Genomic DNA, 21710 nt, shown 5'->3' with positions numbered 1-21710 from the left:
AGTCCAGGCCTCAGAAATCCAGGTCCGCGTAGCTGTCGGCGGGCGCCATGCCGGGGACCTTGTCGGCGAGGAGCGCGCGGAAGCTCGGGCGGCTCTTCACCCGGGCGTACCACGTCCGAGCCGCCTCGTCCTCGCCCCAGGGCGCGTCGCCGAGATAATCGACGCAGGAGATGTGGGCGGCCGCGGCGAGATCGGCGTAGGTCAGCGTGTCGCCGGCGAGGAAGTTCCGGCGCTGGACCAGGAACCCGACGTAGCGCAGATGGTAGCGCACGTTCGCCCGCGCCGCCCGGATCGAGGCCATGTCCGGCGGTCCGCCGCCGTTCGCACGCGGGACGAAGCGCTTGTAGATCTTCTCGTTGACGAGATAGCCCGTCACCTCGTCCCAGAACTTGCCGAGGAACCAGCCCGTCAGCCGGCGCACCTCGACCCGCGCCGCCGGGTCGGACGGCATCAGCCGCCGCTCCGCCGCCGCGGCGCCGAGGGTCTCGTCGAGCCATTCCGCGATGACGCCCGCGCCGGGCACGACGAGGCCGTCGTCGGTGACGAGGACCGGCGTCTGTCCGGCGGGATCGAGCGCGAGGAAGGCGTCGCGGCGCTCCCAGGGGCGCTCCTCGACGAGCTCGACCTCCTGCCCGAGTTCGCCCAGCGCGAGGCGGGCGAAGCGCGAATGGGGGCAGAGCGGGTAGTGGTGGAGTTTGACCATGAGCCCTGAGAGCGCTGGAGACGGGCGACATTAAGGCCGGGGACGGTTAAGGCGCGGTAACGATCTTTCGCGGTGCGGCACGCCGACGGGGTGGCGCTCGCGCGGCCGTCGGTCTAGACCGCGCTCGACACGATGGGAGCGAATCGCCGCCGCGGCGGCAGGACGAAGGACGAGCGAAAAGACCATGACACTCCTCGACGCCGTGAAGGCCCTGTTCCTCGGCCTGCTCGAGGGCGCGACCGAGTTCATCCCGGTCTCCTCGACCGGCCACCTGATCCTGCTCCAAAGCGTGTTCGGCCTCGACAGCCACGCCGACAAGACCTTCGCGATCCTGATCCAGTTCGGCGCGATCCTGGCGATCCTCTCGGTCTACTTCGCCCGCCTCTGGAAGATCGCCACGGCGCTGCCGAGCGATCCCCAGGCGCGGCGCTTCGTCCTGGGCGTGCTGATCGCCTTCCTCCCGGCGGCCGTCATCGGGGTGCTCGCGCGCGACTTCATCCTCGGCGTCCTGTTCGATCCGCGGGTCGTGTGCACCACGCTCGTGCTCGGCGGCATCGTGCTCCTCGTGGTGGACCGCATGGCGCTCTCCCTGCGCCACGACGAGGCGACGCGCTTCCCGCTGCCGATGTATCTCGCCATCGGCGTGATCCAGTGCCTCGCGATGATCCCCGGCGTGTCGCGCTCGGGCGCGACCATCGTCGGTGCGATGCTGATGGGCTCGTCCAAGCGCGCGGCCGCCGAGTTCTCCTTCTTCCTGGCGATGCCGACCATGGCGGGCGCGTTCGTCTGGGAACTCGGCCAGTCCTGGCGCGACCTCTCCGCGGACGACGCGACGATGATCGCGATCGGCTTCGTCTCCGCCTTCTTGGCGGGAATCTTCGTGGTGAAGACGCTGCTCGACTACGTCTCCAGGCACGGTTTCGCGCTGTTCGGCTGGTGGCGCATCCTGGTGGGCAGCATCGGCTTCGCCGCGCTGATCGCCTTCGGGTGACGCACGGGGCGTCGCGAGCGAGGAGCGGGCGGGAGCGATGACGACGACCGGCGCGAGCCGCATGCGCGATGGCCCCGCGCCGGGCGGCCCCGGGATCGACGACGGGCTCGCCCGCCGCAACGCCGTCGTGCTCGCCGGCGCGCAGGCGCTCGGCGGTGCGAACCCGGCGATCATCATCTCGCTCGGCGGGATCGTCGGCCAGCAGCTCGCCGAGAACGACGCGCTCGCGACGCTTCCGGTGAGCCTCCTCAATCTCGGGCTCGCGCTCGGCACGATTCCCGCCGCCCTGGTGATGCGCCGCTTCGGGCGGCGAACGGGCTATGTCCTCGGCGCCACGATCGGGGTCGTGGCCGGTGCGATCGCCACGCTCGGCATCGCCCGCGAGGCGTTCCTGCTGTTCTGCCTCGGCACCTTCGTCGCCGGATTCTACGGCGCCTACGTGCAATCCTACCGCTTCGCGGCGGCGGACACGGCGAGCCCGGCCTTCAAGGCGCGGGCGATCTCGTGGGTGATGGCCGGCGGGCTCGTCGCCGGCGTCGTGGGGCCGCAGGTGGTGATCCTCACCCGCGAGGCCATCCCGGGCGCGCCCTTCGCCGGCTCGTTCCTGGCGCAGGGCGGGCTCGCGTTGCTCTCGATCCTGGTGATCTCCCAGCTGCGCACCCCGCCCGTGCCGCCGCCGCGCCCGGCGGGGGAGGGTCCCGCGCGCGCCGGACGCCCCCTGCGTACGATCGTGCGCCAGGGGCGCTTCGTCATCGCGGTCTGCGCCGGGCTCGTCTCCTACGGGCTGATGAGCTTCTTGATGACGGCGGCGCCGCTCGCCATGGTGGGCTGCGGGCTGCCCATCGAGACGGCGGCGCTCGGCATCTCGTGGCACATCCTGGCGATGTTCGGCCCGGCCTTCTTCACCGGGCGCCTGATCGAGCGCTTCGGCAAGGAGACGATCACGGCGATCGGCCTCGTGATGATCGCGGTGGCGGCGGCGATCAACCTCGGCGGGCTGACTGTCGCGCATTTCTGGGGCGGGCTGATCCTGCTCGGGGTGGGCTGGAACTTCGGCTTCATCGGCGCGACCGCGATGGTGACGGACTGCCACCGCCCCGAGGAGCGGGCGAAGGTCCAGGGCGCCAACGACTTCCTCGTCTTCGGCTCGGTGGCGATCGCCTCCTTCTCCGCCGGCAAGCTGCTCGACGTCGGCGGCTGGGAGACGCTCAACTGGCTCGTCTTCCCGCCGATCGCGGTGGCGCTCGCCCTCGTCGCGCTGCAGGCGCGCGACAAGCGGCTCTCCGCCGCCTGAGGCCCCGCGCCGCCCGATCGACGGCGCGCGCCGGCGCCGGCACCGGAAAGCGGCCGAAATCCGTGCGTCCCGCGGCCGTCGGCCGCAAGTCTCGTTTGCGCACCGTCGGAAAGTTTGGCACGACTCCTCGCGGAAACCTCAAGAGGGGGCGAGCGCCGGCCCCGGCGCGTCGCGCACGTGCCGGAATGCGACGGACAGCGGCGCCGACCCCGATCCCAAGGACGGTCAGATGCTCGTACTCACACTCATCATCCTGGGCGGTGCGTTGTCCATCGCCTACGGCCTCTGGGCCATCAACGATGTCATGAAACGCGACGCCGGCACCCTTCGGATGCAGGAGATCGCGGGCGCGATCGCCGAGGGCGCGCAGGCCTACCTCAAGCGTCAGTACATCACGATCGGCATCGTCGGCGTGATCCTGTTCGGCGTGATCGTCTGGCTCCTGGGGATCTGGGTGGCGATCGGCTTCGCCATCGGCGCGATCCTGTCCGCCGCGGCCGGCTTCATCGGCATGAACGTCTCGGTGCGCGCAAACGTCCGCACCGCCCAGGCGGCGGCGACCTCGCTCGCGAAGGGACTGGACGTGGCGTTCAAGTCCGGCGCCGTCACGGGCATGCTCGTGGCGGGCCTCGCGCTTCTGGGCGTCGCCGTCTACTACACCGTCCTCACCCGGTGGCTCGGCTATGGACCCGGCTCGCGCATCGTCATCGATTCGCTGGTCGCGCTGGGCTTCGGCGCCTCGCTGATCTCGATCTTCGCCCGCCTCGGCGGCGGCATCTTCACCAAGGGCGCGGACGTCGGCGGCGACCTCGTCGGCAAGGTCGAGGCCGGCATCCCGGAGGACGACCCGCGCAATCCGGCCACGATCGCGGACAACGTCGGCGACAACGTCGGCGACTGCGCCGGCATGGCGGCGGACCTGTTCGAGACCTACGCGGTGACCTTCGTCGCCACCATGGTGCTCGCGGCGATCTTCTTCGCCGGCCAGCCCGGCATGGAGACGATGCTGCTCTACCCGCTCTCGATCGGCGCGGTGTGCATCGTCACCTCGATCGCCGGCACGTTCTTCGTCAAGCTCGGCGCGAACTCGTCCATCATGGGCGCCCTCTACAAGGGCTTCGTCGCCACCGGCGTGCTCTCGATCGCGGCGATCGCGCTCGTCAACGTCCTGCTCTTCGGCGGCTTCTCCACCGAGTTCACGGCGGTCGTGCCGACGCTCGGCGGCGGCGAGAACGTCACGGTCTTCACCTCGCTCGACCTCTTCCTCGCGGCGGTGCTCGGCCTCGTGGTCACCGGGCTCATCGTCTGGATCACCGAGTACTACACCGGCGTCGGCTTCAGGCCGGTGCGCTCGATCTCGCAGGCCTCGGTGACCGGCCACGGCACCAACGTGATCCAGGGCCTCGCGATCTCGCTCGAGTCGACCGCGCTGCCGACGGTGGTGATCTGCTTCGGCATCATCGGCGCGTACCTGCTCGCGGGGCTCTTCGGCATCGCCATCGCGGTCACCGCGATGCTGGCGCTCGCCGGCATGGTGGTCGCGCTCGACGCCTTCGGCCCGGTGACGGACAACGCCGGCGGCATCGCCGAGATGGCGGGCCTGCCCAAGGAGGTGCGCCGCTCCACCGACGCGCTCGACGCGGTGGGCAACACCACGAAGGCCGTCACCAAGGGCTACGCCATCGGCTCGGCCGGCCTCGGGGCGCTCGTCCTGTTCGCGGCCTACACGTCCGACCTGAACTACTTCATCCTCTCGGCGAACGCCGAGGGCTCGACGCAGTACCAGTACTTCGCCGGCGTCACGCCGGACTTCTCCCTGGCCAACCCCTACGTGGTCGTGGGCCTGCTCTTCGGCGGCCTGATCCCGTTCCTGTTCGGCGGCATCGCCATGACGGCGGTGGGCCGCGCGGCGGGCGCGGTGGTCGAGGAGGTGCGCCGGCAGTTCAAGGAGAAGCCGGGCATCATGGCGGGCACCGATCGTCCCGACTACGGGCGCGCGGTCGACATGCTGACCAAGGCCGCCATCCGCGAGATGGTGGTGCCGTCGCTGCTGCCGGTGCTCGCGCCGATCGTGACCTACTTCGTGATCTACGCGGTGGCGGGCAAGAGCCAGGCCTTCTCGGCGGTGGGCGCGATGCTGCTCGGGGTCATCGTCACGGGCCTGTTCGTGGCGATCTCGATGACGTCGGGCGGCGGCGCCTGGGACAACGCCAAGAAGTCCTTCGAGGACGGCTTCGTCGACAAGGACGGCGTGAAGCACATGAAGGGCTCGGAGGCGCACAAGGCGTCGGTCACCGGCGACACCGTCGGCGATCCCTACAAGGACACGGCGGGCCCCGCCGTGAACCCGGCGATCAAGATCACCAACATCATCGCCCTGATGCTGCTCGCCGTTCTCGCCCAGATGTGAGGACCACCGCCCGCCCCGGCCGCGCTCGGCCGGGGCGGGCGGTCTCGCTTCAGCTCGCGGGCGTCATCCAGCCGACGGCGACGCCGCGCGGGTCGGCGACGATGGCGATGCGGCCGACCTGCGGCACGTCGAAGGGCTCGCGCAGGACGCTCCCGCCCTTCGCGCGCGCCGCGGCGAGCGCCGCATCGAGATCGTGGACGCTGACGTAGGCGAACCAGGTCTCCGGCCCGGCCTCGTCTCCCATGTGCGACGTGTCGAACAGGCCCGCGACCGCGGTGCCGCCGACCATGGCGACGGCGTAGGTCGTGCCGTTGTCCATCGGCATCTCCTCGAAGGTCCAGCCCAGCGTCTCGCCGTAGAAGGCCTTCGACGCGGCGAGGTCCTTCGTCATCAGCTCGTTCCAGTGGAAGTACCCGTGCGGGGTCATGGCTCCTCTCCTCGGGCGCGCCCTGCGCCGGGCGGACCCTAGGCCCACCCGAGCGCCCGCGACATCCGGACGCATCCGTAGGGGACGCGGCGCCCGGCGGCCGCCGCCCGGCGTTGCCGCCCGTGCTTGCAAGGATCGCGGGGAGCGTCCATGTCGGCTGCGACCCCGCTCGCGCGCCACTCCCGCCGGAGACGTCCCCGTGCCGCTACCCGCCATCCTCCAGGGCCGCCTGCGCCTGCCCGTGATCGCCGCCCCGATGTTCATCGTCTCGGGGCCGGAGCTCGTGATCGCGCAGTGCGAGGCCGGGATCGTCGGCTCCTTCCCGGCGCTCAACGCCCGCCCGCCGGCGCTGCTCGACGAGTGGCTCGCGCAGATCCGCGAGGCGCTGGCCGCCCACGACGCCGCGCATCCGCAGGCGCCATCCGCGCCCTTCGCGGTGAACCAGATCGTGCATCGCTCGAACGACCGGCTCGAGCAGGATCTCGCGCTGTGCGAGAAGCACCGCGTGCCGATCGTCATCACGTCGCTGGGCGCACGCCCGGAGCTGAACGACGCCGTGCACGCCTGGGGGGGCATCACCTTCCACGACGTGATCAACGTGAGGTTCGCGCACAAGGCGCTGGAGAAGGGCGCCGACGGGCTCGTGGCGGTCGCGGCCGGCGCCGGCGGGCACGCGGGCGGGCTCTCGCCCTTCGCCCTCGTCCAGGAGATCCGCGCCTTCTTCGACGGCCCGATCGCGCTCTCGGGCGCCATCGCCACCGGCCGGGCGGTGCGCGCGGCGGAGGTGATGGGGGCGGATTTCGCCTACATCGGCTCGCCCTTCATCGCCACGACCGAGGCGCGGGCGAGCGAGGGCTACAAGCGCATGATCGTCGAGAGCACGGCCGACGACATCCTCTACACGCCCTACTTCACCGGCGTGCCGGGCAACTACCTCGCGCCCTCGATCCGCGCCGCGGGGATCGATCCCGCCACGCTGGCCGACAAGGAGCGCCAGGCGATGGACTTCGGCGCGTCGGGCGCGGACGCCAAGGCCTGGCGCGACATCTGGGGCGCGGGGCAGGGGATCGGCGTGGTCGACCACGTCGTGCCCGCGGCCGCGCGCATCGCGCGCCTCGCCGAGGAGTACGACACGGCGCGGGCGATGGAGGGCCGCGTGCGGCTGCGGCCACGCTGAGCCGGGGGGCTTCGGGCCCCTGCTCCCCGTAGCCCGGAACGAAAGGCGCGCAGCGGCGGTTTCGGCAGTCGTCGCAGACGCATCGCGTGCTCCGGGCGTCGGCGGCCCCACCCGCGACGGCCTTCCCGCCGGGGAAGGAGAGAGGGACCCCCCATGCTCGATCTCTGGTACAAGAACGCCGTCGTCTATTGCGTAGACGTCGAGACCTTCATGGATTCGGACGGAGACGGGTGCGGGGACTTCCAGGGTCTCACGGACCGCCTCGACCACATCGAGGCGCTCGGCGCCACCTGCGTCTGGCTCCTGCCGTTCTACGCCTCGCCCAACCGCGACAACGGCTACGACGTTTCGGACTTCTACCGGGTCGACCCGCGGCTCGGCACTCTGGGCGACTTCGTGAACTTCACGCGCGAAGCGAACGGGCGGGGCATCCGCGTGATCGTCGATCTCGTGGTCAACCACACCTCGACCGATCATCCCTGGTTCCAGAAGGCCCGCGCCGACCCGGGCTCGCGCTTTCGCGACTTCTATCTGTGGTCCGATGAGAAGCCGGACGACGCGCACGAGGGCGTCGTCTTCCCGGGCGTGCAGGACACGACCTGGACCTGGGACGAGGAGGCCGGCGCCTACTATTTTCATCGGTTCTACGAGCATCAGGCCGATCTCAACGTCGCGAACCCCGCGGTGCGCGAGGAGATCGAGAAGATCATGGGCTTCTGGCTGGAGCTCGGCGTCTCGGGTTTCCGGCTCGACGCCGTGCCCTTCCTGATCGAGGACGGCCCGCGCTCGCCGCTGCGCAGCGCGGACCCGGACGCGCAGGCGGACCCGCACGAATTCCTCACCTACCTGCGCCGCTTCCTCTCCTGGCGCAAGGCGGAGGCGATCCTGCTCGCCGAGGCGAACGTGCCGATGGAGACGATCCCCGCCTATTTCGGCGACGACGGCGAGCGGATGACGATGGTCTTCGACTTCCTGTTGAACCAGGCGACCTTCCTCGCGCTGGCCCGGGAGGACGCGAGCCCTATCGCCGAACTGATGAGGGCGCGCCCACCGATCCACGAGGTGGCGCAATGGGCGACCTTCCTGCGAAACCACGACGAGCTCGATCTGGGGCGGCTCTCCGAGGAGGAACGCGCGCAGGTCTTCGCGGCCTTCGCGCCGGACCCGGGCATGCGTCTCTACGACCGCGGCATCCGCCGGCGCCTCGCGCCGATGCTCGGCGGGGACTGTCGGCGGCTCGCCATGACCTACAGCCTGATGCTCGCGCTGCCCGGCACGCCGGTTTTCTGGTACGGCGACGAGATCGGCATGGGCGACAACCTCGACCTGCCCGAGCGCGCAGCCGTGCGCACGCCTCTCCAATGGACCGACGGGCCGACGGGCGGTTTCTCCAAGGCGGCGCCGCGGCGTCTCGCGCGCGCCATGGTGACCGATCCCGCGTTCGCGCCGGACGCCGTCAACGTCGCGCTCCAGAGCGAGAACGCGAACTCCCTGCTCGAGCGCATCCGCCGGCTCGTGCGCGCGCGCCGCGCGGCGCCCGAGATCGGCTGGGGGCGCAGCGAGATCCTGGAGACGGACGATCCCGGCGTGCTCGCGCTGCGGGCGAGCTGGCGGGGTGCGAGCACGATCACGCTCCACAACCTCGCGCCGCGCCAGGTGACGGTCACCCTCGACATCGCAGACGAGCACGAGGTGCTGCGCCCCGTCCTGTGCGACAGCGGCGGACGCCTGCCGCAGGCGGCCGACGAGCCGATCGCGCTGCCGCCCCACGGATACGCGTGGTTCAGGGCGGACGACGAGCGGCGGTGAGAGGGGATCGATGTCGCAGACGCACGCCGGCGTCGTGCGGGCGCGGCCCATCGGCATCTGCTGCCCATCCCCTGACCACCCCTGCCTCCCTTTTCACCCTGCCGCGAAATTGACAGCCGCCCTCGCTTTTGATCACATGGTCAAAACTAGAGCCGCTCCAAGAGAGACCGGCCGAGGGTGAACGTGTCCGACCATTTCGCGAGCGAGGCCCGTGGGCGTATCCGCGCGGGCTCGAGGGAGGCTCATGCCGTGAGCACGCATCCTGACATCGGCGCCGGCCGGCTTCCGGCGGAGGCCATCGAGGCCGGGTTCGGGGACCTGCATCCGGCGCTCGACCGCAACGAGGCGCGCGTCGCCTCCGAGCGCTGCCTGTTCTGCTACGACGCGCCCTGCATCCAGGCCTGCCCGACGGGCATCGACATCCCGCTGTTCATCCGCCAGATCATGGCGGACAACCCGCAGGGCGCGGCCAAGACGATCCTCGACGCGAATATCTTCGGCGGCATGTGCGCGCGCGTCTGCCCCACCGAGACGCTCTGCGAGGAGGCCTGCGTGCGCATGGCCGAGGGCAAGCCCGTCGAGATCGGGCGCCTCCAGCGCTACGCCACCGACGCGCTGTTCTCGGCGGGACGCCAGCTCTACCGGCAGGGTCCCGCGACGGGCGCGCGGGTCGCGGTCGTCGGCGCGGGGCCGGCGGGGCTGTCCTGTGCCCACAAGCTCGCGACGCTCGGCCACGCGGTCGACGTCTACGAGGCGCGCGAGAAGGCCGGCGGGCTCAACGAGCACGGCATCGCCGCCTACAAGGCGACTGAGAACTTCGCGCAACGCGAGGTCGACTGGATCCTCGGCGTCGGCGGCATCACCGTCCACCACGGCAAGCGGCTCGGCCGCGACGTCACGCTCGCCTCCCTCGCGTCGGAGTACGACGCGGTGTTCCTCGGGCTGGGCCTCCAGGCGGTGAACGCGCTCGGCGTCGACGAGGCGGGCCTCGCCAACATCGAGGACGCGGTCGCCTTCATCGAGCGCCTGCGCCAGACGCCGGACCTCGAAACGCTGCCGATCGGCCGCCGGGTGATCGTGGTCGGCGGCGGCATGACGGCGATCGACGCCGCCGTGCAGGCGAAGAAGCTCGGCGCGGAGGAGGTCACCCTCGTCTACCGTCGTGGCGCCGACGCCATGCCGGCCTCGCGCTACGAGCAGGAGGTGGCGCTCACGAACGGCGTCGTCATCCGCCACTTCGCCCGGCCCTACGCGGTGCAGGGGGAGGGCGGTGTCCTCTCGTCCGTGCTGTTCATGCGCACGGCGCTCGAGGGCGGCAAGCTCGTCGATACCGGCGAGACCTTCGCGCTGCCCGCCGACCAGCTGTTCAAGGCGATCGGCCAGGTCTTCCTGCCGACCGACGTCGCCGACGAGAGCGCGGTGCTCGAGATGGACGGGCCGAAGATCAGGGTCGACGCCGAGCGGCGCACCTCGCTGCCCAAGGTCTGGGCCGGGGGCGACTGCATCGCCGGCGGCTCGGATCTCACCGTCGTCGCGGTGGAGGACGGCAAGCAGGCCGCGCTGTCCATCGACCGGGCGCTCGCCGCCCGCATGCCGCTCGCGGCAGAATGAGGAGGACGAGACCATGGCCGACCTGTCCGTCGACTTCGTGGGCATCAAGGCGCCCAACCCCTTCTGGCTCGCCTCCGCGCCGCCCACCGACAAGGCCTACAACGTCGAGCGCGCCTTCCGCGCCGGCTGGGGCGGCGTCGTCTGGAAGACGCTCGGCGAGGACCCGCCGGTCGTGAACGTCTCGGGCCCGCGCTACGGCGCGATCCACGGGCCGGACCGGCGCGTGATCGGCTTCAACAACATCGAGCTGATCACCGATAGGCCGCTCGAGGTGAACCTGCGCGAGATCAAGGAGGTCAAGCGCAAGTGGCCGGACCGGGCGATGGTGGTCTCGCTGATGGTGCCCTGCACCGAGGAGAGCTGGAAGGCGATCCTCGCGCGTGTCGAGGAGACCGAGGCCGACGGCGTCGAGCTCAACTTCGGCTGCCCCCACGGCATGTCCGAGCGCGGCATGGGCTCGGCGGTGGGGCAGGTGCCCGAATACGTCGAGATGGTCGCGCGCTGGTGCAAGCAGCACACCCGCATGCCGGTGATCGTGAAGCTCACGCCCAACGTCGGCGACATCCGCAAGCCCGCGGAGGCCGCCAAGCGCGGCGGCGCGGACGCGGTGTCGCTCATCAACACCGTCAATTCCATCATGCACGTCGACCTCGACGCCATGTCGCCCTGGCCGCACACGGGCGGCAAGGGCACGCACGGCGGCATGTGCGGGCCGGCGGTCAAGCCGATCGCGCTCAACATGACCGCCGAGATCGCCCGCGCGGAGGCCACCCGCGGCCTGCCGATCTCCGGCATCGGCGGCATCGAGACCTGGAAGGACGCCGCCGAGTTCATGGCGCTGGGCGCCGGCACGGTGCAGGTCTGCACGGCCGCGATGGTCTACGGCTTCAAGATCGTCGAGGAGATGAAGTCGGGCCTGTCCGACTGGATGGACCAGAAGGGCTATTCCCGCGTCTCCGACTTCGTGGGCAAGGCGATCCCCAACGTCACCGACTGGCAGTACCTGAACCTCGACTACGCCGTGAAGGCGCAGATCGACCAGGACGCCTGCATCAAGTGCGGCCGCTGCCACATCGCCTGCGAGGACACGTCCCACCAGGCGATCACGAACATGGTCGAGGGGGTGCGCAAGTTCGAGGTGATCGAGGAGGAATGCGTCGGCTGCAATCTCTGCGCCGTCGTCTGCCCGGTCGAGAACTGCATCACCATGGTGCCGCTGGAGAACGCGGTCGACAAGCGCACCGGCCGCATGGTCGACGGTTCCTACCGGAACTGGACGCAGCACCCCAACAACCCGATGGCGAAGCAGCCGGTGGCCTACGACACCGACGCCGCGCTCGAGCCGGCGGAGTGATCCCGGCGCCCGCGCGGGGCGTCTCACCCGCGCGGCATCGCCCCGTCGAGGAGGAGGCGCACGAGCCCCTCGCGCGTCTCCTCGAAGAACCCCTCGTCCGCCAGCGTGCGGCCCGTCACGGCCGCCACCTGCGAGGAGAAATCGGCGTAATGCTGCGTCGTCGCCCAGATCGCGAAGATGAGCGTGTGCGGAGCCACGGGCGCGAGCCGCCCGGCGGCGATCCAGCGCTCCAGGATCGCGACCTTCTCGTCGACGAGCGCCTTCAGCGGACCGTCGAGGACGCGCCCGAGCAGCGGCGCGCCCTGGAGGATCTCGAGCGCGAAGAGCTTCGAGGCGGCGGGCATGTCGCGGGAATAGGCGAGCTTGCGCGCGACGTAGGCCTCGAGCGCCGCGCGCGGGTCGCGGCCCTCGTCGAGTTCCCGCAGGGGCTCGAGCCAGAGTTCCAGCGTGCGGCGGAGCACGGCGAGGTAGAGCGCGTCCTTGGTCTTGAAGTAGTAGAGCAGGTTCGGCTTGGAGAGCCCCGCCGCGGCGGCGATCGCGTCGATCCGGGCGCCGTGAAAGCCGCGGCTGGCGAAGGCGTCGAGGGCGGCGTCGAGGATGCGCTCCTCGTTGGCCTCGCCCGCCCGGGTGCGCGGGCCGTTGCGCCCCACCGCCGCCGTCTCCTCCCCGTCCACGCGTACCGCCTCGTCCATCCCGTCCTCCCGGCTCGGCCCGACCGTATGGCGGGGACGCGGCGGGAGGCAAGCGCGGATGGCCGCGCGTCTCGTGTGGTTTCGGTGCCGCGGCGTGCGGCGGGATGCCGACAGGATGAGCAGGGGCTCGGCGCGGCCCGGTCGACGCGCCGAGCGGGAGGTCGATGCAGGCTCTCCCCTCTCCCTCGTGGAGAGGGGAGAGGGGAGTCCCGTCGCGCTCGTCCACGCGCGGCGCGCGCGACCTTGGACGTCGGGGCGGCTCGTGCGGCACGCGTCTTGCCCGAGAGTCGCGGGGCGGCGAGCGGTGAACGGTCGGCATCGCGCTCTTGCGCCGCCGGCCCGGGCGGACGAAGCTGAGGGGGTCGGGCAGGGACATGCGTCTGGAGGAGTACATGGCCGGATCCGCCGCACCGCTCGGCGCGCACGCGGGGGCGCCCGTCGGCGCCGCCGTGCGCGACGCGTCGGTGATCGACGTCCGCGGGCTCTCGCTCACGTTCCAGACGGCGGACGGGCCGGTCTACGCGCTCTCCGACGTCGATCTCCAGGTCGCCGAGGGCGAGTTCGTCTCCTTCATCGGCCCGTCGGGCTGCGGCAAGACCACGCTCCTGCGCGTCATCGCCGACCTCGAGCGCGCCACCGGCGGATCGATCACGGTCAACGGCATGACGCCGGAGGAGGCCCGCCTGAAGCGCGCCTACGGCTTCGTCTTCCAGGCGCCCGCGCTCTATCCGTGGCGGACGGTGGGGCGCAACGTCGAGCTCCCGCTCGAGATCTTCGGGCTGTCGAAGGACGAGCGCCGGCGCCGGCGCGAGGAGATGCTCGAGCTCGTCAACCTCTCGGGCTTCGCCAAGAAGTATCCCTGGCAGCTGTCGGGCGGCATGCAGCAGCGCGCCTCCATCGCCCGGGCACTGTCGTTCGACCCGAAGCTGCTCCTGATGGACGAGCCCTTCGGCGCGCTCGACGAGATCGTGCGCGACCACTTGAACGAGCAGCTGCTCCAGCTCTGGGCCAAGACGAAGAAGACGGTGGTCTTCGTCACGCACTCGATCCCCGAGGCGGTGTTCCTCTCGACCCGAATCGTGGTCATGTCGCCGCGCCCGGGCCGGATCATCGACGTGATCGACTGCGACCTCGGCCCGGACCGCCCCCTCGACATCCGCGAGACGCCGGAATTCCTGAAGATCGCCCACCGCGTACGCGAGGGGCTTCGTGCGGGGCATTCCTATGACGATTGAGGGGATGCTGCATGGAAGCCGCCGCCGCTCCCCCCGCTCCCGGATGGGAGAGGGGAGCCGCCAGGGGAGGCGCGTCGTGACCTCCTCCACCACCGTCCCCCTCGTCGGCGCCGCCCGTCCCGGGCTCCTCGGCAAACTCTGGCGCGGCAACACCGGCCCCGTGCTCGCCGTCGTCGCGGCGATCCTGGTGGTCTGGTACGTCGCAGCGGTGCTGATGAACTGGACCGGCGTCTCCGAGCGCTTCGCGCGCATGGGCCAGGAGGCGACGACGAGCGCGATCTTCTGGCAGACCATGGCCGAGGACAGGCCCATGCTGCCGGCGCCGCACCAGATCCTGGTCGAGCTCGACAAGACCATCCTCGACGTGGCGCCGACCTCGCGCCGCAGCCTCGTCTACCACGCGACCGAGACGATCTCGGCGACGCTCGTCGGCTTCCTGATGGGCTCGGCGCTCGGCGTGCTGCTCGCGGTCGGCATCGTGCACCTGCGCACCCTGCAGAAGAGCCTGATGCCGTGGGTGATCTCCTCGCAGACCGTGCCGATCCTCGCCATCGCGCCGATCATCGTCGTCGTGCTGGGCTCGATCGGGCTGCGCGGGCTGATCCCCAAGGCGATCATCTCCGCGTATCTCTGCTTCTTCCCCGTCACGATCGGCATGGTGAAGGGGCTCGAGGCGCCCGACCGCATGCAGCGGGACCTGATGCGCACCTATTCGGCGTCGTCGTGGGAGATCTTCTGGAAGCTGCGGCTGCCGGCATCGCTGCCGTACCTGTTCGCCTCGCTGAAGGTCGCGATCGCGATCTCGCTCGTGGGCGCCATCGTCGCGGAACTGCCCACCGGCGCGCAGGCGGGGCTCGGCGCGCGGCTGCTGGCGGGCTCCTACTACGGGCAGACGATCCAGATCTGGTCCGCGCTCGTCGTCGCCGCCGCCTGCGCAGCGCTCCTCGTCGTGGCGGTGGGCCTGCTCGAGAAGGCCGTGACGAAGGCGATGGGAGGCCGGCCGTGAGCGGGTTCTTCGCACGCCGCCTCGCGAGCCCGGCGAAGGTCGCCTGGATGATCGCGCTCACCTGGGTGGGCTGCGTCTACGCCCTCGGGCTCGTGCATCAGGAGGAGGTCGCGGGGAACGCTGGCGCCGGGTTCTGGGCGCTGGTCGTCGCGCTGTGGGCCACGGCCACGCTGTCGGTCGCCGGCCTCGCCGGGCTCAAGACCCGGTCCAGGGCCGCGCAGGCCGCGATCGACCTGTTCACGCCCCTCCTGTTCGGCGCCTTCCTGTTCTTCCTGTGGGAGGTCGCCGTCGTCGGTCTCGGCGTCCCGGGCGCGCTGATGCCGCCGCCGTCGGCCATCTGGGAGCGCATCCTCGTCTCGGGCAACGTACTCTGGGCCGACTTCCGGCAGACCTTCCTGAAGGGCGTGCTCGCCGGCTGGGCCATCGGGTGCCTGTCCGGCTTCGCGGTGGCGATCCTCGCCGACCGCGTGCCGTTCCTGCGCCGGGGCCTCCTGCCGGTCGGCAACTTCGTGGCGGCCCTGCCGATCATCGGCATCGCGCCGATCATGGTGATGTGGTTCGGGTTCGACTGGCAGTCGAAGGCCGCGGTCGTCGTGGTGATGACCTTCTTCCCGATGCTGGTGAACACGGTGGCCGGCCTCGAGGAGGCCTCGCGCATGGAGCGCGACCTGATGCGCTCCTACGCGGCGGGCTACTGGGAGACGCTGGTGAAGCTGCGGCTTCCGGCGGCGATGCCCTTCGTGTTCAACGCCCTCAAGATCAATTCCACCCTCGCTCTCATCGGCGCCATCGTGGCCGAGTTCTTCGGCACGCCGATCGTGGGGATGGGCTTTCGCATCTCGGCCGAGGCGGCGCGCCTCGGCCTCGACATGGTCTGGGCCGTGATCGCGCTCGCCGCGGTCGCCGGCTCCACCTTCTACGGTCTCGTCGTGCTCGCCGAGCGCGCCGCGACCTTCTGGCATCCGTCGATCCGCAAATAACAGGGGCGCGGCGACGGCAGTGGAGGAGAGAGGACGATGCTGAAGAAGACGGTGCTCACCGGGGCCGCGGGTCTCGGGCTGCTCGTGGGCCTGACGGCCGGCGCGCAGGCGCAGACGACCGACATCACGCTCCAGCTGAAGTGGGTCACGCAGTCCCAGTTCGCGGGCTACTACGTGGCGCAGGAGAAGGGCTACTACGAGGAGGAGGGCCTCGACGTCACCATCAACCCGGGCGGCCCGGACATCGCACCGCCGCAGCTGATCGCCGGCGGCGGCGCCGACGTCATCGTCGAGTGGATGCCCGCGGCGCTCGCCGCCCGCGAGCGCGGCGTGCCGCTCGTCAACATCGCCCAGCCCTTCGAGCGCTCGGGCATGATGCTGACCTGCCGCGAGGATACGGGCATCACCTCGCCGGACGATTTCGCGGGCAAGACGCTCGGCGTCTGGTTCGCGGGCAACGAGTACCCGTTCCTCGCCTGGATGTCGCGGCTCGGCCTCGCCACCGACGGCTCGGACGGCGGCGTCACCGTGCTGCGCCAGGGCTTCAACGTCGACCCGCTGATCCAGGGCCAGGCGGACTGCGTCTCCACCATGACCTACAATGAGTACTGGCAGGTCATCGACGCGGGCTTCACCCCCGAGCAGCTCGTCGTGTTCCCCTACGCGGACCAGGGCGTGGCCACGCTGGAGGACGGGCTCTACGTGGACGAGAACCGGCTCTCCGATCCGGAGTTCGTCGAGGCCATGGCCAAGTTCGTGCGCGCCTCGATGAAGGGCTGGGAGTACGCCCGGGAGAACCCCGAGGAGGCGGCCATGATCGTCCTCGAGAACGACGCCAGCGGCGCCCAGACCGAGGAGCACCAGGTGCGCATGATGGGCGAGATCGCCAAGCTGCTGGCCACCGGCGACGGCGCGGGCCGTCTCGACCCGGCCGCCTACGAGCAGACCGTTGAGACGCTGCTCTCCTCGGGGGGCGACAGCCCCGTGATCTCGGCCGCTCCCGAGGGCGCCTGGACGCACGCGATCGTCGACGCCGCCGGCCTGTGAGGCCATGATCCCGGGACCGGCCGCCGGGCGCGGCCGGTCCCCACGCCGTCAACGAACCGAGTTTGCAGGGGAGGGACCCATGGCCTTCGTCATCAAGGGCGGAACGGTCGTCAACGCCGACATTTCCGAGCGCGCCGACGTGCTCGTCGACGGGGAGACCATCCTCGCCGTCGGCCCGGACCTCGAGGTGCCGGCGGGTGCCGAGGTGATCGACGCCACGGGCGCCTACGTCATGCCCGGCGGCATCGACCCGCACACGCACATGGAATTCTCTTTCATGGGAACGGTGTCGGCGGACGACTTCGAGTGGGGCACGAAGGCGGCGCTCTCCGGCGGCACCACCATGATCGTCGACTTCTGCATCCCCGGCGCCGGGCAGCGGCTGACGGAGGCCTATCGCGACTGGCGGGCGAAGTCCGAGAAGGCGGCGGGCGACTATTCCTACCACCTCGCGATCACGGACTGGACGCCGGAGATCTTCGAGGACATGGCGACCATCGTCGGCGAGCTCGGGGTGAACACCTTCAAACACTTCATGGCCTACAAGGGCGCCTTGATGGTGGAGGACGACGTGCTCTTCCACTCCTTCAAGCGCTGCGCCGATCTGGGCGCCATGGCGATGGTGCACGCCGAGAACGGCGAGGTCGTCGCGCAATTGCAGGAAGACTACATGGGCCGCGGCATGACCGGGCCCGAGTTCCACGCCTATTCGCGCCCGCCCGAGGTGGAGGGCGAGGCGGCCAATCGCGCAATCATGATCGCCGACATGGCCGGCTGCCAGCTCTACATCGTGCACGTGTCGTGCAAGGATGCCCACGACGCCATCGCGCGCGCCCGCGCCGCCGGCAAACGCGTCTACGGCGAGCCGCTGATCCAGCACCTGACGCTCGACGAAACGGACTACCAAAACGTCGACTGGGACTACGCCGCGCGCCGCGTGATGTCCCCGCCGTTCCGCCCGAAGAAGCACCAGGAGAGCCTCTGGACGGGCCTCCAGGCGGGCTCGCTGCAGGTGGTGGCGACCGACCATTGCTCGTTCACTAGCGAGCAGAAGCGCATGGGGCACGGCGATTTCCGCAAGATCCCCAACGGGACCGGCGGTCTCGAGGACCGCATGCCCGTGCTGTGGTCGAAGGGCGTCAACACCGGCATCCTCACGCCCAACGAGTTCGTGGCGGCGACCTCCACCAACTCCGCGAAGATCCTCAACTGTTATCCGCGCAAAGGCGCGATCCGCAAGGGCGCGGACGCCGACATCGTGATCTGGGATCCGGAGGCGACGAAGACCATTTCTGCGGCGTCCCAGGTCTCGCGCATCGACTACAACGTCTTCGAGGGCGTGGAGCTGAAGGGCCTGCCGGCGAAGGTGTTCCTGCGCGGGCGCCTCGCGGCCCAGAACGGCGAGGTGCTCGCCGAGCGCGGCTGGGGGACCTTCATCGCGCGGAAGCCCTTCCCCGCGCCCGCCCGCGCGCTCGCGACCTTCAAGGCGCTCACCGCGCCGCGGCCGATCGCGCGCGAGCACGGCACGGTGGTGCCGTAAGCTCCCTCCCTTCAGGGGAGGGGACGATCCGCGAAGCGGATCCGGGGCGGGGTCCGTGCCCTTCCCGGTTTCCGCTACGCGGAACGCGCCTTCGGCGCGCCCCATCCGTCCCGGCGCTTCGCGCCGATCCACCTTCCCCTACAGGGAAGGATCAACGAGCGGCGCGGCGCGCCTCTCCCTCCCGGTAGGGGAGGGGACGATCCGCGTAGCGGATCAGGGGTGGGGTCCGTCGCCGGTGATCAGACACAACGAGAAACGACCCATGCAGAACCTCACGATCGACGCCCAGCGCCTCTGGGACACCCTGATGGAGACCGCGAAGGTGGGCGGGACGCAGAAGGGCGGCATCAAGCGGCTCACCCTCACCGATCTCGACAAGACGATCCGCGACTGGTTCAAGGCCGAATGCGAAGCGCTCGGTTGCACCGTCGAGGTGGACGAGGTCGGCAACATGTTCGCCACCCGCCCCGGCAAGCGCGCCGACGTGGCCCCGATCGCCATCGGGTCGCACCTCGACACCCAGCCGACCGGGGGCAAGTTCGACGGCGTGCTCGGCGTGCTCGGCGGCCTCGAGGTGATGCGTACGCTCCACGCGCTCAATTACGAGACCAACGCGCCGCTGATGCTGGTGAACTGGACGAACGAGGAAGGCTCGCGCTTCGCCCCGGCCATGCTGGGGTCGGGCGTCTACGCGGGCGTCTTCGACACCGCCTTCGCCGACAGCCGCGAGGATCGCCAGGGTGTCACCTTCAGGCAAGCGATCGACGCCATCGGCTATCGCGGGACGAAGAAGCCGGGCGAGGTGACGTTCTCCGCCATGCTCGAGCTGCACATCGAGCAGGGGCCGATCCTGGAGGCCGAGGGCAAGACGATCGGCGTCGTGCAGGGCGTCCAGGGCATGCGCTGGTACGAGGTGACGCTGACGGGCCGCGAGGCGCATACGGGCTCGACGCCGATGCGCCTGCGCAAGAACGCGCTCGTGGGCGCCGCGCGCCTGGTCGACCTGATCGACGCCATCGCGCACGCGCACGCGCCCGACGCGGTGGGCACGGTGGGGCTGCTCGAGGTGACACCGAACTCGCGCAACGTGATCCCCGGCCAGGTGTTCTTCACCGTCGACTTCCGCCACCCGGAGGACGCCGTCCTCGCGCGGATGGAGGCCGAGCTGGACGCCGCCATCGAGGCGGTCGCGACCGAGATCGGGCTCGAGGTCGAGCACAAGAAGGTGTGGGATAGCCCGCCGGTGAAGTTCGACCCGGACCTGATCGCCGCCGTCCGCAACGGCGCCGATAAGGCCGGCTTCCCTCACCGCGACATGATCTCCGGCGCCGGCCACGACGCCGCCTACACCGCCCGCGTCGCGCCCACGACGATGGTGTTCGTGCCCTGCGAGGGCGGGCTGTCGCACAACGAGGCGGAGTCGACGTCGATGGAGGAATGCGCCGCGGGGGCGCAGGTACTGCTGAACGCGCTCCTGGAGTACGACGCGCGGTTCGCGTGAGGGGTCACCCCGCCTTCGGCCCGCGCTTGCGCTTCGGAGCGCGATCCAACGGCGCGTCGTCCTCGTCGGCGAGGGCGGCGAAGCCGGTGAGGATCACGTCCGGGCGGTCGGTGAAGCGCGCGACCAGCTCGAGCCGGCCGCCCATCGCCGCGACATAGTCGGAGAGGGTGGAGAGCAGCAGGTCGGAGCGCTGCTCCAGCCGGGAGACCGAGTCCTGCCCGATCTCGAGCAGCTCCGCCATCCGCGCCTGCGTCAGCTCCCGCGCCCGCCGCAAGTCGCGCAGGGTCATCTCCTCGCCGATCAGCTCCGCGGCGCGACGCTCGACCTCGGCGCGCTCGTCCGGTGGAAGGCGGTCGATGATCTCTTGCAGGGTCACGTACATCAGCGATCTCCCTCGGCAAGTCGGCCGTCCAGGTGGTCTGCGACGCGTCGATCCGCCGTCGTGACGAGCCACCGGTAAAATCGGCTCTGAGCTTGCCCCGTCGCTTCGCCAGCGGCCCGAACTGCTCCAGCCAGCGCGTCTGGGAGACGAGCTCGATGCGCACGCCCCGATCCATGCGCGCGATCTCTTCCGCAAACTCCGGATGAAAGACGACCCGCCAGCTCATGCAATTTCTTCGCACGGCCGTTCTATGGAGTCAAATACATGCCCCAGTAGAAAGAAAAAGGGACCTCAGGTGGTGAGGTCCCCTCTGCGTCCGCCGGCGTGCAACCCGCGCTCACGCCTGCGCGAGATGGCTCTCGTCCACCGCGCGCATGTGCGGCTCGCGCTCGCTCTTGATGTGGTAGACGGCCTCGCCGTCGCGCTCGCCGGGGACGATGCGGATGATCTCGTAGGTCAGGGCCATCTGGTTGGGATGGATGCGGATCATCTGCCGCTCGTCCGCGACGAGCTTCACCTTGTCCCCCAGCGAGAACCGCGCCTGTTCCGACATGTCGTGCCTCCTTGCATGCTGGGCAGACAACGCCCGAGCTTTCCGGAAGTTCGGAGCGGGGCGGGAATATTCCTGTCGATGGGAACCCGGATGCCCGGTCCCGGGTCGCCGCCCGCGCCCGGCTCACCCCGCCCGCGCGAGCACCCGCCGCGCGCGCTTGAGGTGCGGCATGTCGATCATCTCGCCCTCGATCGCCACCACGCCCGCGCCGGGATCGGCCTCGAAGGCAGCGACGATGGCGCGCGCGCGGGCGACCTCGGCAGGGGAGGGGGTGAAGGTCTCGTTGATCACCGGGACCTGCGCCGGGTGGATCGCGAGCTTGCCGGTGAATCCGTCCCGGCGCGCCGCGCGGCACTCGGCGGCGAGGCCGTCGAGATCGCGGAAGGCGGTGTGGACGCCGTCGATCGCGTCGACCTCGGCGGCGGCGGCGGCGAACAGCAGCATGCTGCGCGCGATCCGGTAGGGCTCGGTCCAGGCGCCCGCGTCGTCGCGGTTGCTCTCCGCGCCGAGATCGGCGGAGAGGTCCTCGCCCCCCCAGGCGAGGCCGCGCAGGCGATGGCTCGCGCCGCCGTAGCTGCCCAGCCCGAAGATGGCGCGTGCCGTCTCGGTGGCGATGGCGTGGACCACCGTGCCGCCGTCCGGCAGGCCGTATTCCGCCTCGCGCACGGCGACGAGGGCCGCGAGATGCGCCACGTCCTGGCCGCCGGACGCCTTCGGCAGCACGATCCCGTCCGGCGTTGCCGGCATCACCGCGTCGAGATCGGCGCCGATGAGATCGGTGTCGAGCGCGTTCACGCGCACGAGGAGGCGGGGGCGGCCCTCCACCGCGCCGGCGCGCGTGAGGAAGGCCGCGGCCACGGCGCGCCCGCGCGCCTTCTCGCCGGGCGCGACGGAGTCTTCCAGGTCGACGATCAGCGCGTCGGCGCCCGCGCCGAGCGCCTTGTCGAGCTTCTTCTCGCTATCCCCGGGAACGAAGAGATACGACCGCATCCGCTCCC

19 protein-coding genes are annotated in these 21710 nt (G+C 70.6%); 13 read left to right on the top strand and 6 right to left on the bottom strand.

Going from position 1 to position 21710, the window contains the following annotated elements:
• Positions 1-10 precede the first annotated feature (10 nt).
• A complete protein-coding gene (locus tag AB9M23_RS15590) occupies positions 11-703 on the bottom strand; it encodes a glutathione S-transferase family protein (RefSeq protein ID WP_372425485.1) in 693 nt (230 codons plus the stop codon).
• Positions 704-887: 184 nt separating this feature from the next.
• Between AB9M23_RS15590 and AB9M23_RS15585 the strand changes: the two genes are divergently transcribed.
• From AB9M23_RS15585 to AB9M23_RS15575, 3 genes are all read left to right on the top strand, one after another.
• The gene (locus tag AB9M23_RS15585; RefSeq protein WP_372425484.1) at positions 888-1694 is read left to right on the top strand and encodes an undecaprenyl-diphosphate phosphatase; all 807 of its coding nucleotides are present in this window, start codon (positions 888-890) and stop codon (positions 1692-1694) included.
• A gap of 37 nt (positions 1695-1731) precedes the next feature.
• Positions 1732-2988, top strand: a complete 1257-nt coding sequence (locus AB9M23_RS15580) for an MFS transporter (protein ID WP_372425483.1) — start codon at positions 1732-1734, stop codon at positions 2986-2988.
• A 229-nt stretch (positions 2989-3217) separates the two neighbouring features.
• Entirely contained in the window at positions 3218-5398 is a 2181-nt protein-coding gene (locus AB9M23_RS15575) for a sodium-translocating pyrophosphatase (protein WP_372425482.1), read from the top strand.
• A gap of 49 nt (positions 5399-5447) precedes the next feature.
• On the opposite strand, the gene AB9M23_RS15570 is transcribed toward AB9M23_RS15575, so the two are convergent.
• Positions 5448-5825, bottom strand: a complete 378-nt coding sequence (locus AB9M23_RS15570; protein WP_372425481.1) for a VOC family protein — start codon at positions 5823-5825, stop codon at positions 5448-5450.
• Between the two features lie 199 nt (positions 5826-6024).
• Between AB9M23_RS15570 and AB9M23_RS15565 the strand changes: the two genes are divergently transcribed.
• The 4 genes from AB9M23_RS15565 to preA all read left to right on the top strand — a co-directional run bounded on the left by AB9M23_RS15565 (position 6025) and on the right by preA (position 11776).
• Positions 6025-7002: an NAD(P)H-dependent flavin oxidoreductase gene (locus tag AB9M23_RS15565; RefSeq protein WP_372425480.1), complete on the top strand. Its 978-nt coding sequence runs from the start codon at positions 6025-6027 to the stop codon at positions 7000-7002.
• A 153-nt stretch (positions 7003-7155) separates the two neighbouring features.
• The gene (locus AB9M23_RS15560) at positions 7156-8811 is read left to right on the top strand and encodes an alpha-amylase family protein (protein ID WP_372425479.1); all 1656 of its coding nucleotides are present in this window, start codon (positions 7156-7158) and stop codon (positions 8809-8811) included.
• A 249-nt stretch (positions 8812-9060) separates the two neighbouring features.
• The gene (locus AB9M23_RS15555) at positions 9061-10422 is read left to right on the top strand and encodes an NAD(P)-dependent oxidoreductase (RefSeq protein ID WP_372425478.1); all 1362 of its coding nucleotides are present in this window, start codon (positions 9061-9063) and stop codon (positions 10420-10422) included.
• Between the two features lie 13 nt (positions 10423-10435).
• Positions 10436-11776, top strand: a complete 1341-nt coding sequence (preA, locus tag AB9M23_RS15550) for an NAD-dependent dihydropyrimidine dehydrogenase subunit PreA (protein ID WP_372425477.1) — start codon at positions 10436-10438, stop codon at positions 11774-11776.
• 23 nt (positions 11777-11799) lie between these two features.
• Here the strand turns inward: preA and rutR are convergent, their stop codons facing one another.
• A complete protein-coding gene (gene rutR / locus AB9M23_RS15545; protein ID WP_372425476.1) occupies positions 11800-12468 on the bottom strand; it encodes an HTH-type transcriptional regulator RutR in 669 nt (222 codons plus the stop codon).
• A 392-nt stretch (positions 12469-12860) separates the two neighbouring features.
• Between rutR and AB9M23_RS15540 the strand changes: the two genes are divergently transcribed.
• The 6 genes from AB9M23_RS15540 to AB9M23_RS15515 all read left to right on the top strand — a co-directional run bounded on the left by AB9M23_RS15540 (position 12861) and on the right by AB9M23_RS15515 (position 19777).
• On the top strand, positions 12861-13703 hold the full coding sequence (locus AB9M23_RS15540) for an ABC transporter ATP-binding protein (protein WP_372425475.1): 843 nt from the start codon (positions 12861-12863) through the stop codon (positions 13701-13703).
• Between the two features lie 76 nt (positions 13704-13779).
• Complete coding sequence (locus AB9M23_RS15535; protein WP_372425474.1) at positions 13780-14709, top strand: ABC transporter permease; 930 nt, start codon at positions 13780-13782, stop codon at positions 14707-14709.
• Positions 14710-14756: 47 nt separating this feature from the next.
• On the top strand, positions 14757-15689 hold the full coding sequence (locus AB9M23_RS15530; protein ID WP_372425566.1) for an ABC transporter permease: 933 nt from the start codon (positions 14757-14759) through the stop codon (positions 15687-15689).
• A 36-nt stretch (positions 15690-15725) separates the two neighbouring features.
• Positions 15726-16736 carry an ABC transporter substrate-binding protein gene (locus tag AB9M23_RS15525; RefSeq protein WP_372425473.1) on the top strand — a complete coding sequence of 337 codons (1011 nt, stop codon included), beginning with the start codon at positions 15726-15728 and terminating at the stop codon, positions 16734-16736.
• A 79-nt stretch (positions 16737-16815) separates the two neighbouring features.
• A complete protein-coding gene (gene hydA, locus AB9M23_RS15520) occupies positions 16816-18276 on the top strand; it encodes a dihydropyrimidinase (RefSeq protein WP_372425472.1) in 1461 nt (486 codons plus the stop codon).
• 262 nt (positions 18277-18538) lie between these two features.
• On the top strand, positions 18539-19777 hold the full coding sequence (locus tag AB9M23_RS15515; protein WP_372425471.1) for a Zn-dependent hydrolase: 1239 nt from the start codon (positions 18539-18541) through the stop codon (positions 19775-19777).
• A 4-nt stretch (positions 19778-19781) separates the two neighbouring features.
• On the opposite strand, the gene AB9M23_RS15510 is transcribed toward AB9M23_RS15515, so the two are convergent.
• The 3 genes from AB9M23_RS15510 to AB9M23_RS15500 all read right to left on the bottom strand — a co-directional run bounded on the left by AB9M23_RS15510 (position 19782) and on the right by AB9M23_RS15500 (position 21702).
• Positions 19782-20159, bottom strand: a complete 378-nt coding sequence (locus tag AB9M23_RS15510; protein ID WP_372425470.1) for a helix-turn-helix domain-containing protein — start codon at positions 20157-20159, stop codon at positions 19782-19784.
• A 337-nt stretch (positions 20160-20496) separates the two neighbouring features.
• On the bottom strand, positions 20497-20712 hold the full coding sequence (locus AB9M23_RS15505; RefSeq protein ID WP_372425469.1) for a hypothetical protein: 216 nt from the start codon (positions 20710-20712) through the stop codon (positions 20497-20499).
• Positions 20713-20835: 123 nt separating this feature from the next.
• The gene (locus AB9M23_RS15500) at positions 20836-21702 is read right to left on the bottom strand and encodes an HpcH/HpaI aldolase/citrate lyase family protein (protein ID WP_372425468.1); all 867 of its coding nucleotides are present in this window, start codon (positions 21700-21702) and stop codon (positions 20836-20838) included.
• Positions 21703-21710: the final 8 nt, after the last annotated feature.

This window comes from Salinarimonas chemoclinalis (assembly GCF_041514305.1).
Classification (GTDB): Bacteria; Pseudomonadota; Alphaproteobacteria; order Rhizobiales; family Beijerinckiaceae; genus Salinarimonas; species Salinarimonas chemoclinalis.
Note: the sequence above shows the minus strand (reverse complement) of the source record. Positions and strands in the feature narration are given on the sequence as shown.

Excerpts from the sequence above, each read along its gene's own strand:
- AB9M23_RS15585 (WP_372425484.1), top strand. The coding sequence starts at position 888 with ATGACACTCCTCGACGCCGTGAAGGCCCTGTTCCTCGGCCTGCTCGAG.
- AB9M23_RS15525 (WP_372425473.1), top strand. The coding sequence starts at position 15,726 with ATGCTGAAGAAGACGGTGCTCACCGGGGCCGCGGGTCTCGGGCTGCTC.
- AB9M23_RS15580 (WP_372425483.1), top strand. The coding sequence starts at position 1,732 with ATGACGACGACCGGCGCGAGCCGCATGCGCGATGGCCCCGCGCCGGGC.
- hydA (WP_372425472.1), top strand. The coding sequence starts at position 16,816 with ATGGCCTTCGTCATCAAGGGCGGAACGGTCGTCAACGCCGACATTTCC.
- AB9M23_RS15560 (WP_372425479.1), top strand. The coding sequence starts at position 7,156 with ATGCTCGATCTCTGGTACAAGAACGCCGTCGTCTATTGCGTAGACGTC.
- AB9M23_RS15505 (WP_372425469.1), bottom strand. The coding sequence starts at position 20,712 with ATGTCGGAACAGGCGCGGTTCTCGCTGGGGGACAAGGTGAAGCTCGTC.
- preA (WP_372425477.1), top strand. The coding sequence starts at position 10,436 with ATGGCCGACCTGTCCGTCGACTTCGTGGGCATCAAGGCGCCCAACCCC.
- AB9M23_RS15590 (WP_372425485.1), bottom strand. The coding sequence starts at position 703 with ATGGTCAAACTCCACCACTACCCGCTCTGCCCCCATTCGCGCTTCGCC.
- AB9M23_RS15570 (WP_372425481.1), bottom strand. The coding sequence starts at position 5,825 with ATGACCCCGCACGGGTACTTCCACTGGAACGAGCTGATGACGAAGGAC.
- rutR (WP_372425476.1), bottom strand. The coding sequence starts at position 12,468 with ATGGACGAGGCGGTACGCGTGGACGGGGAGGAGACGGCGGCGGTGGGG.
- AB9M23_RS15530 (WP_372425566.1), top strand. The coding sequence starts at position 14,757 with ATGATCGCGCTCACCTGGGTGGGCTGCGTCTACGCCCTCGGGCTCGTG.
- AB9M23_RS15510 (WP_372425470.1), bottom strand. The coding sequence starts at position 20,159 with ATGTACGTGACCCTGCAAGAGATCATCGACCGCCTTCCACCGGACGAG.
- AB9M23_RS15500 (WP_372425468.1), bottom strand. The coding sequence starts at position 21,702 with ATGCGGTCGTATCTCTTCGTTCCCGGGGATAGCGAGAAGAAGCTCGAC.
- AB9M23_RS15575 (WP_372425482.1), top strand. The coding sequence starts at position 3,218 with ATGCTCGTACTCACACTCATCATCCTGGGCGGTGCGTTGTCCATCGCC.
- AB9M23_RS15515 (WP_372425471.1), top strand. The coding sequence starts at position 18,539 with ATGCAGAACCTCACGATCGACGCCCAGCGCCTCTGGGACACCCTGATG.
- AB9M23_RS15540 (WP_372425475.1), top strand. The coding sequence starts at position 12,861 with ATGGCCGGATCCGCCGCACCGCTCGGCGCGCACGCGGGGGCGCCCGTC.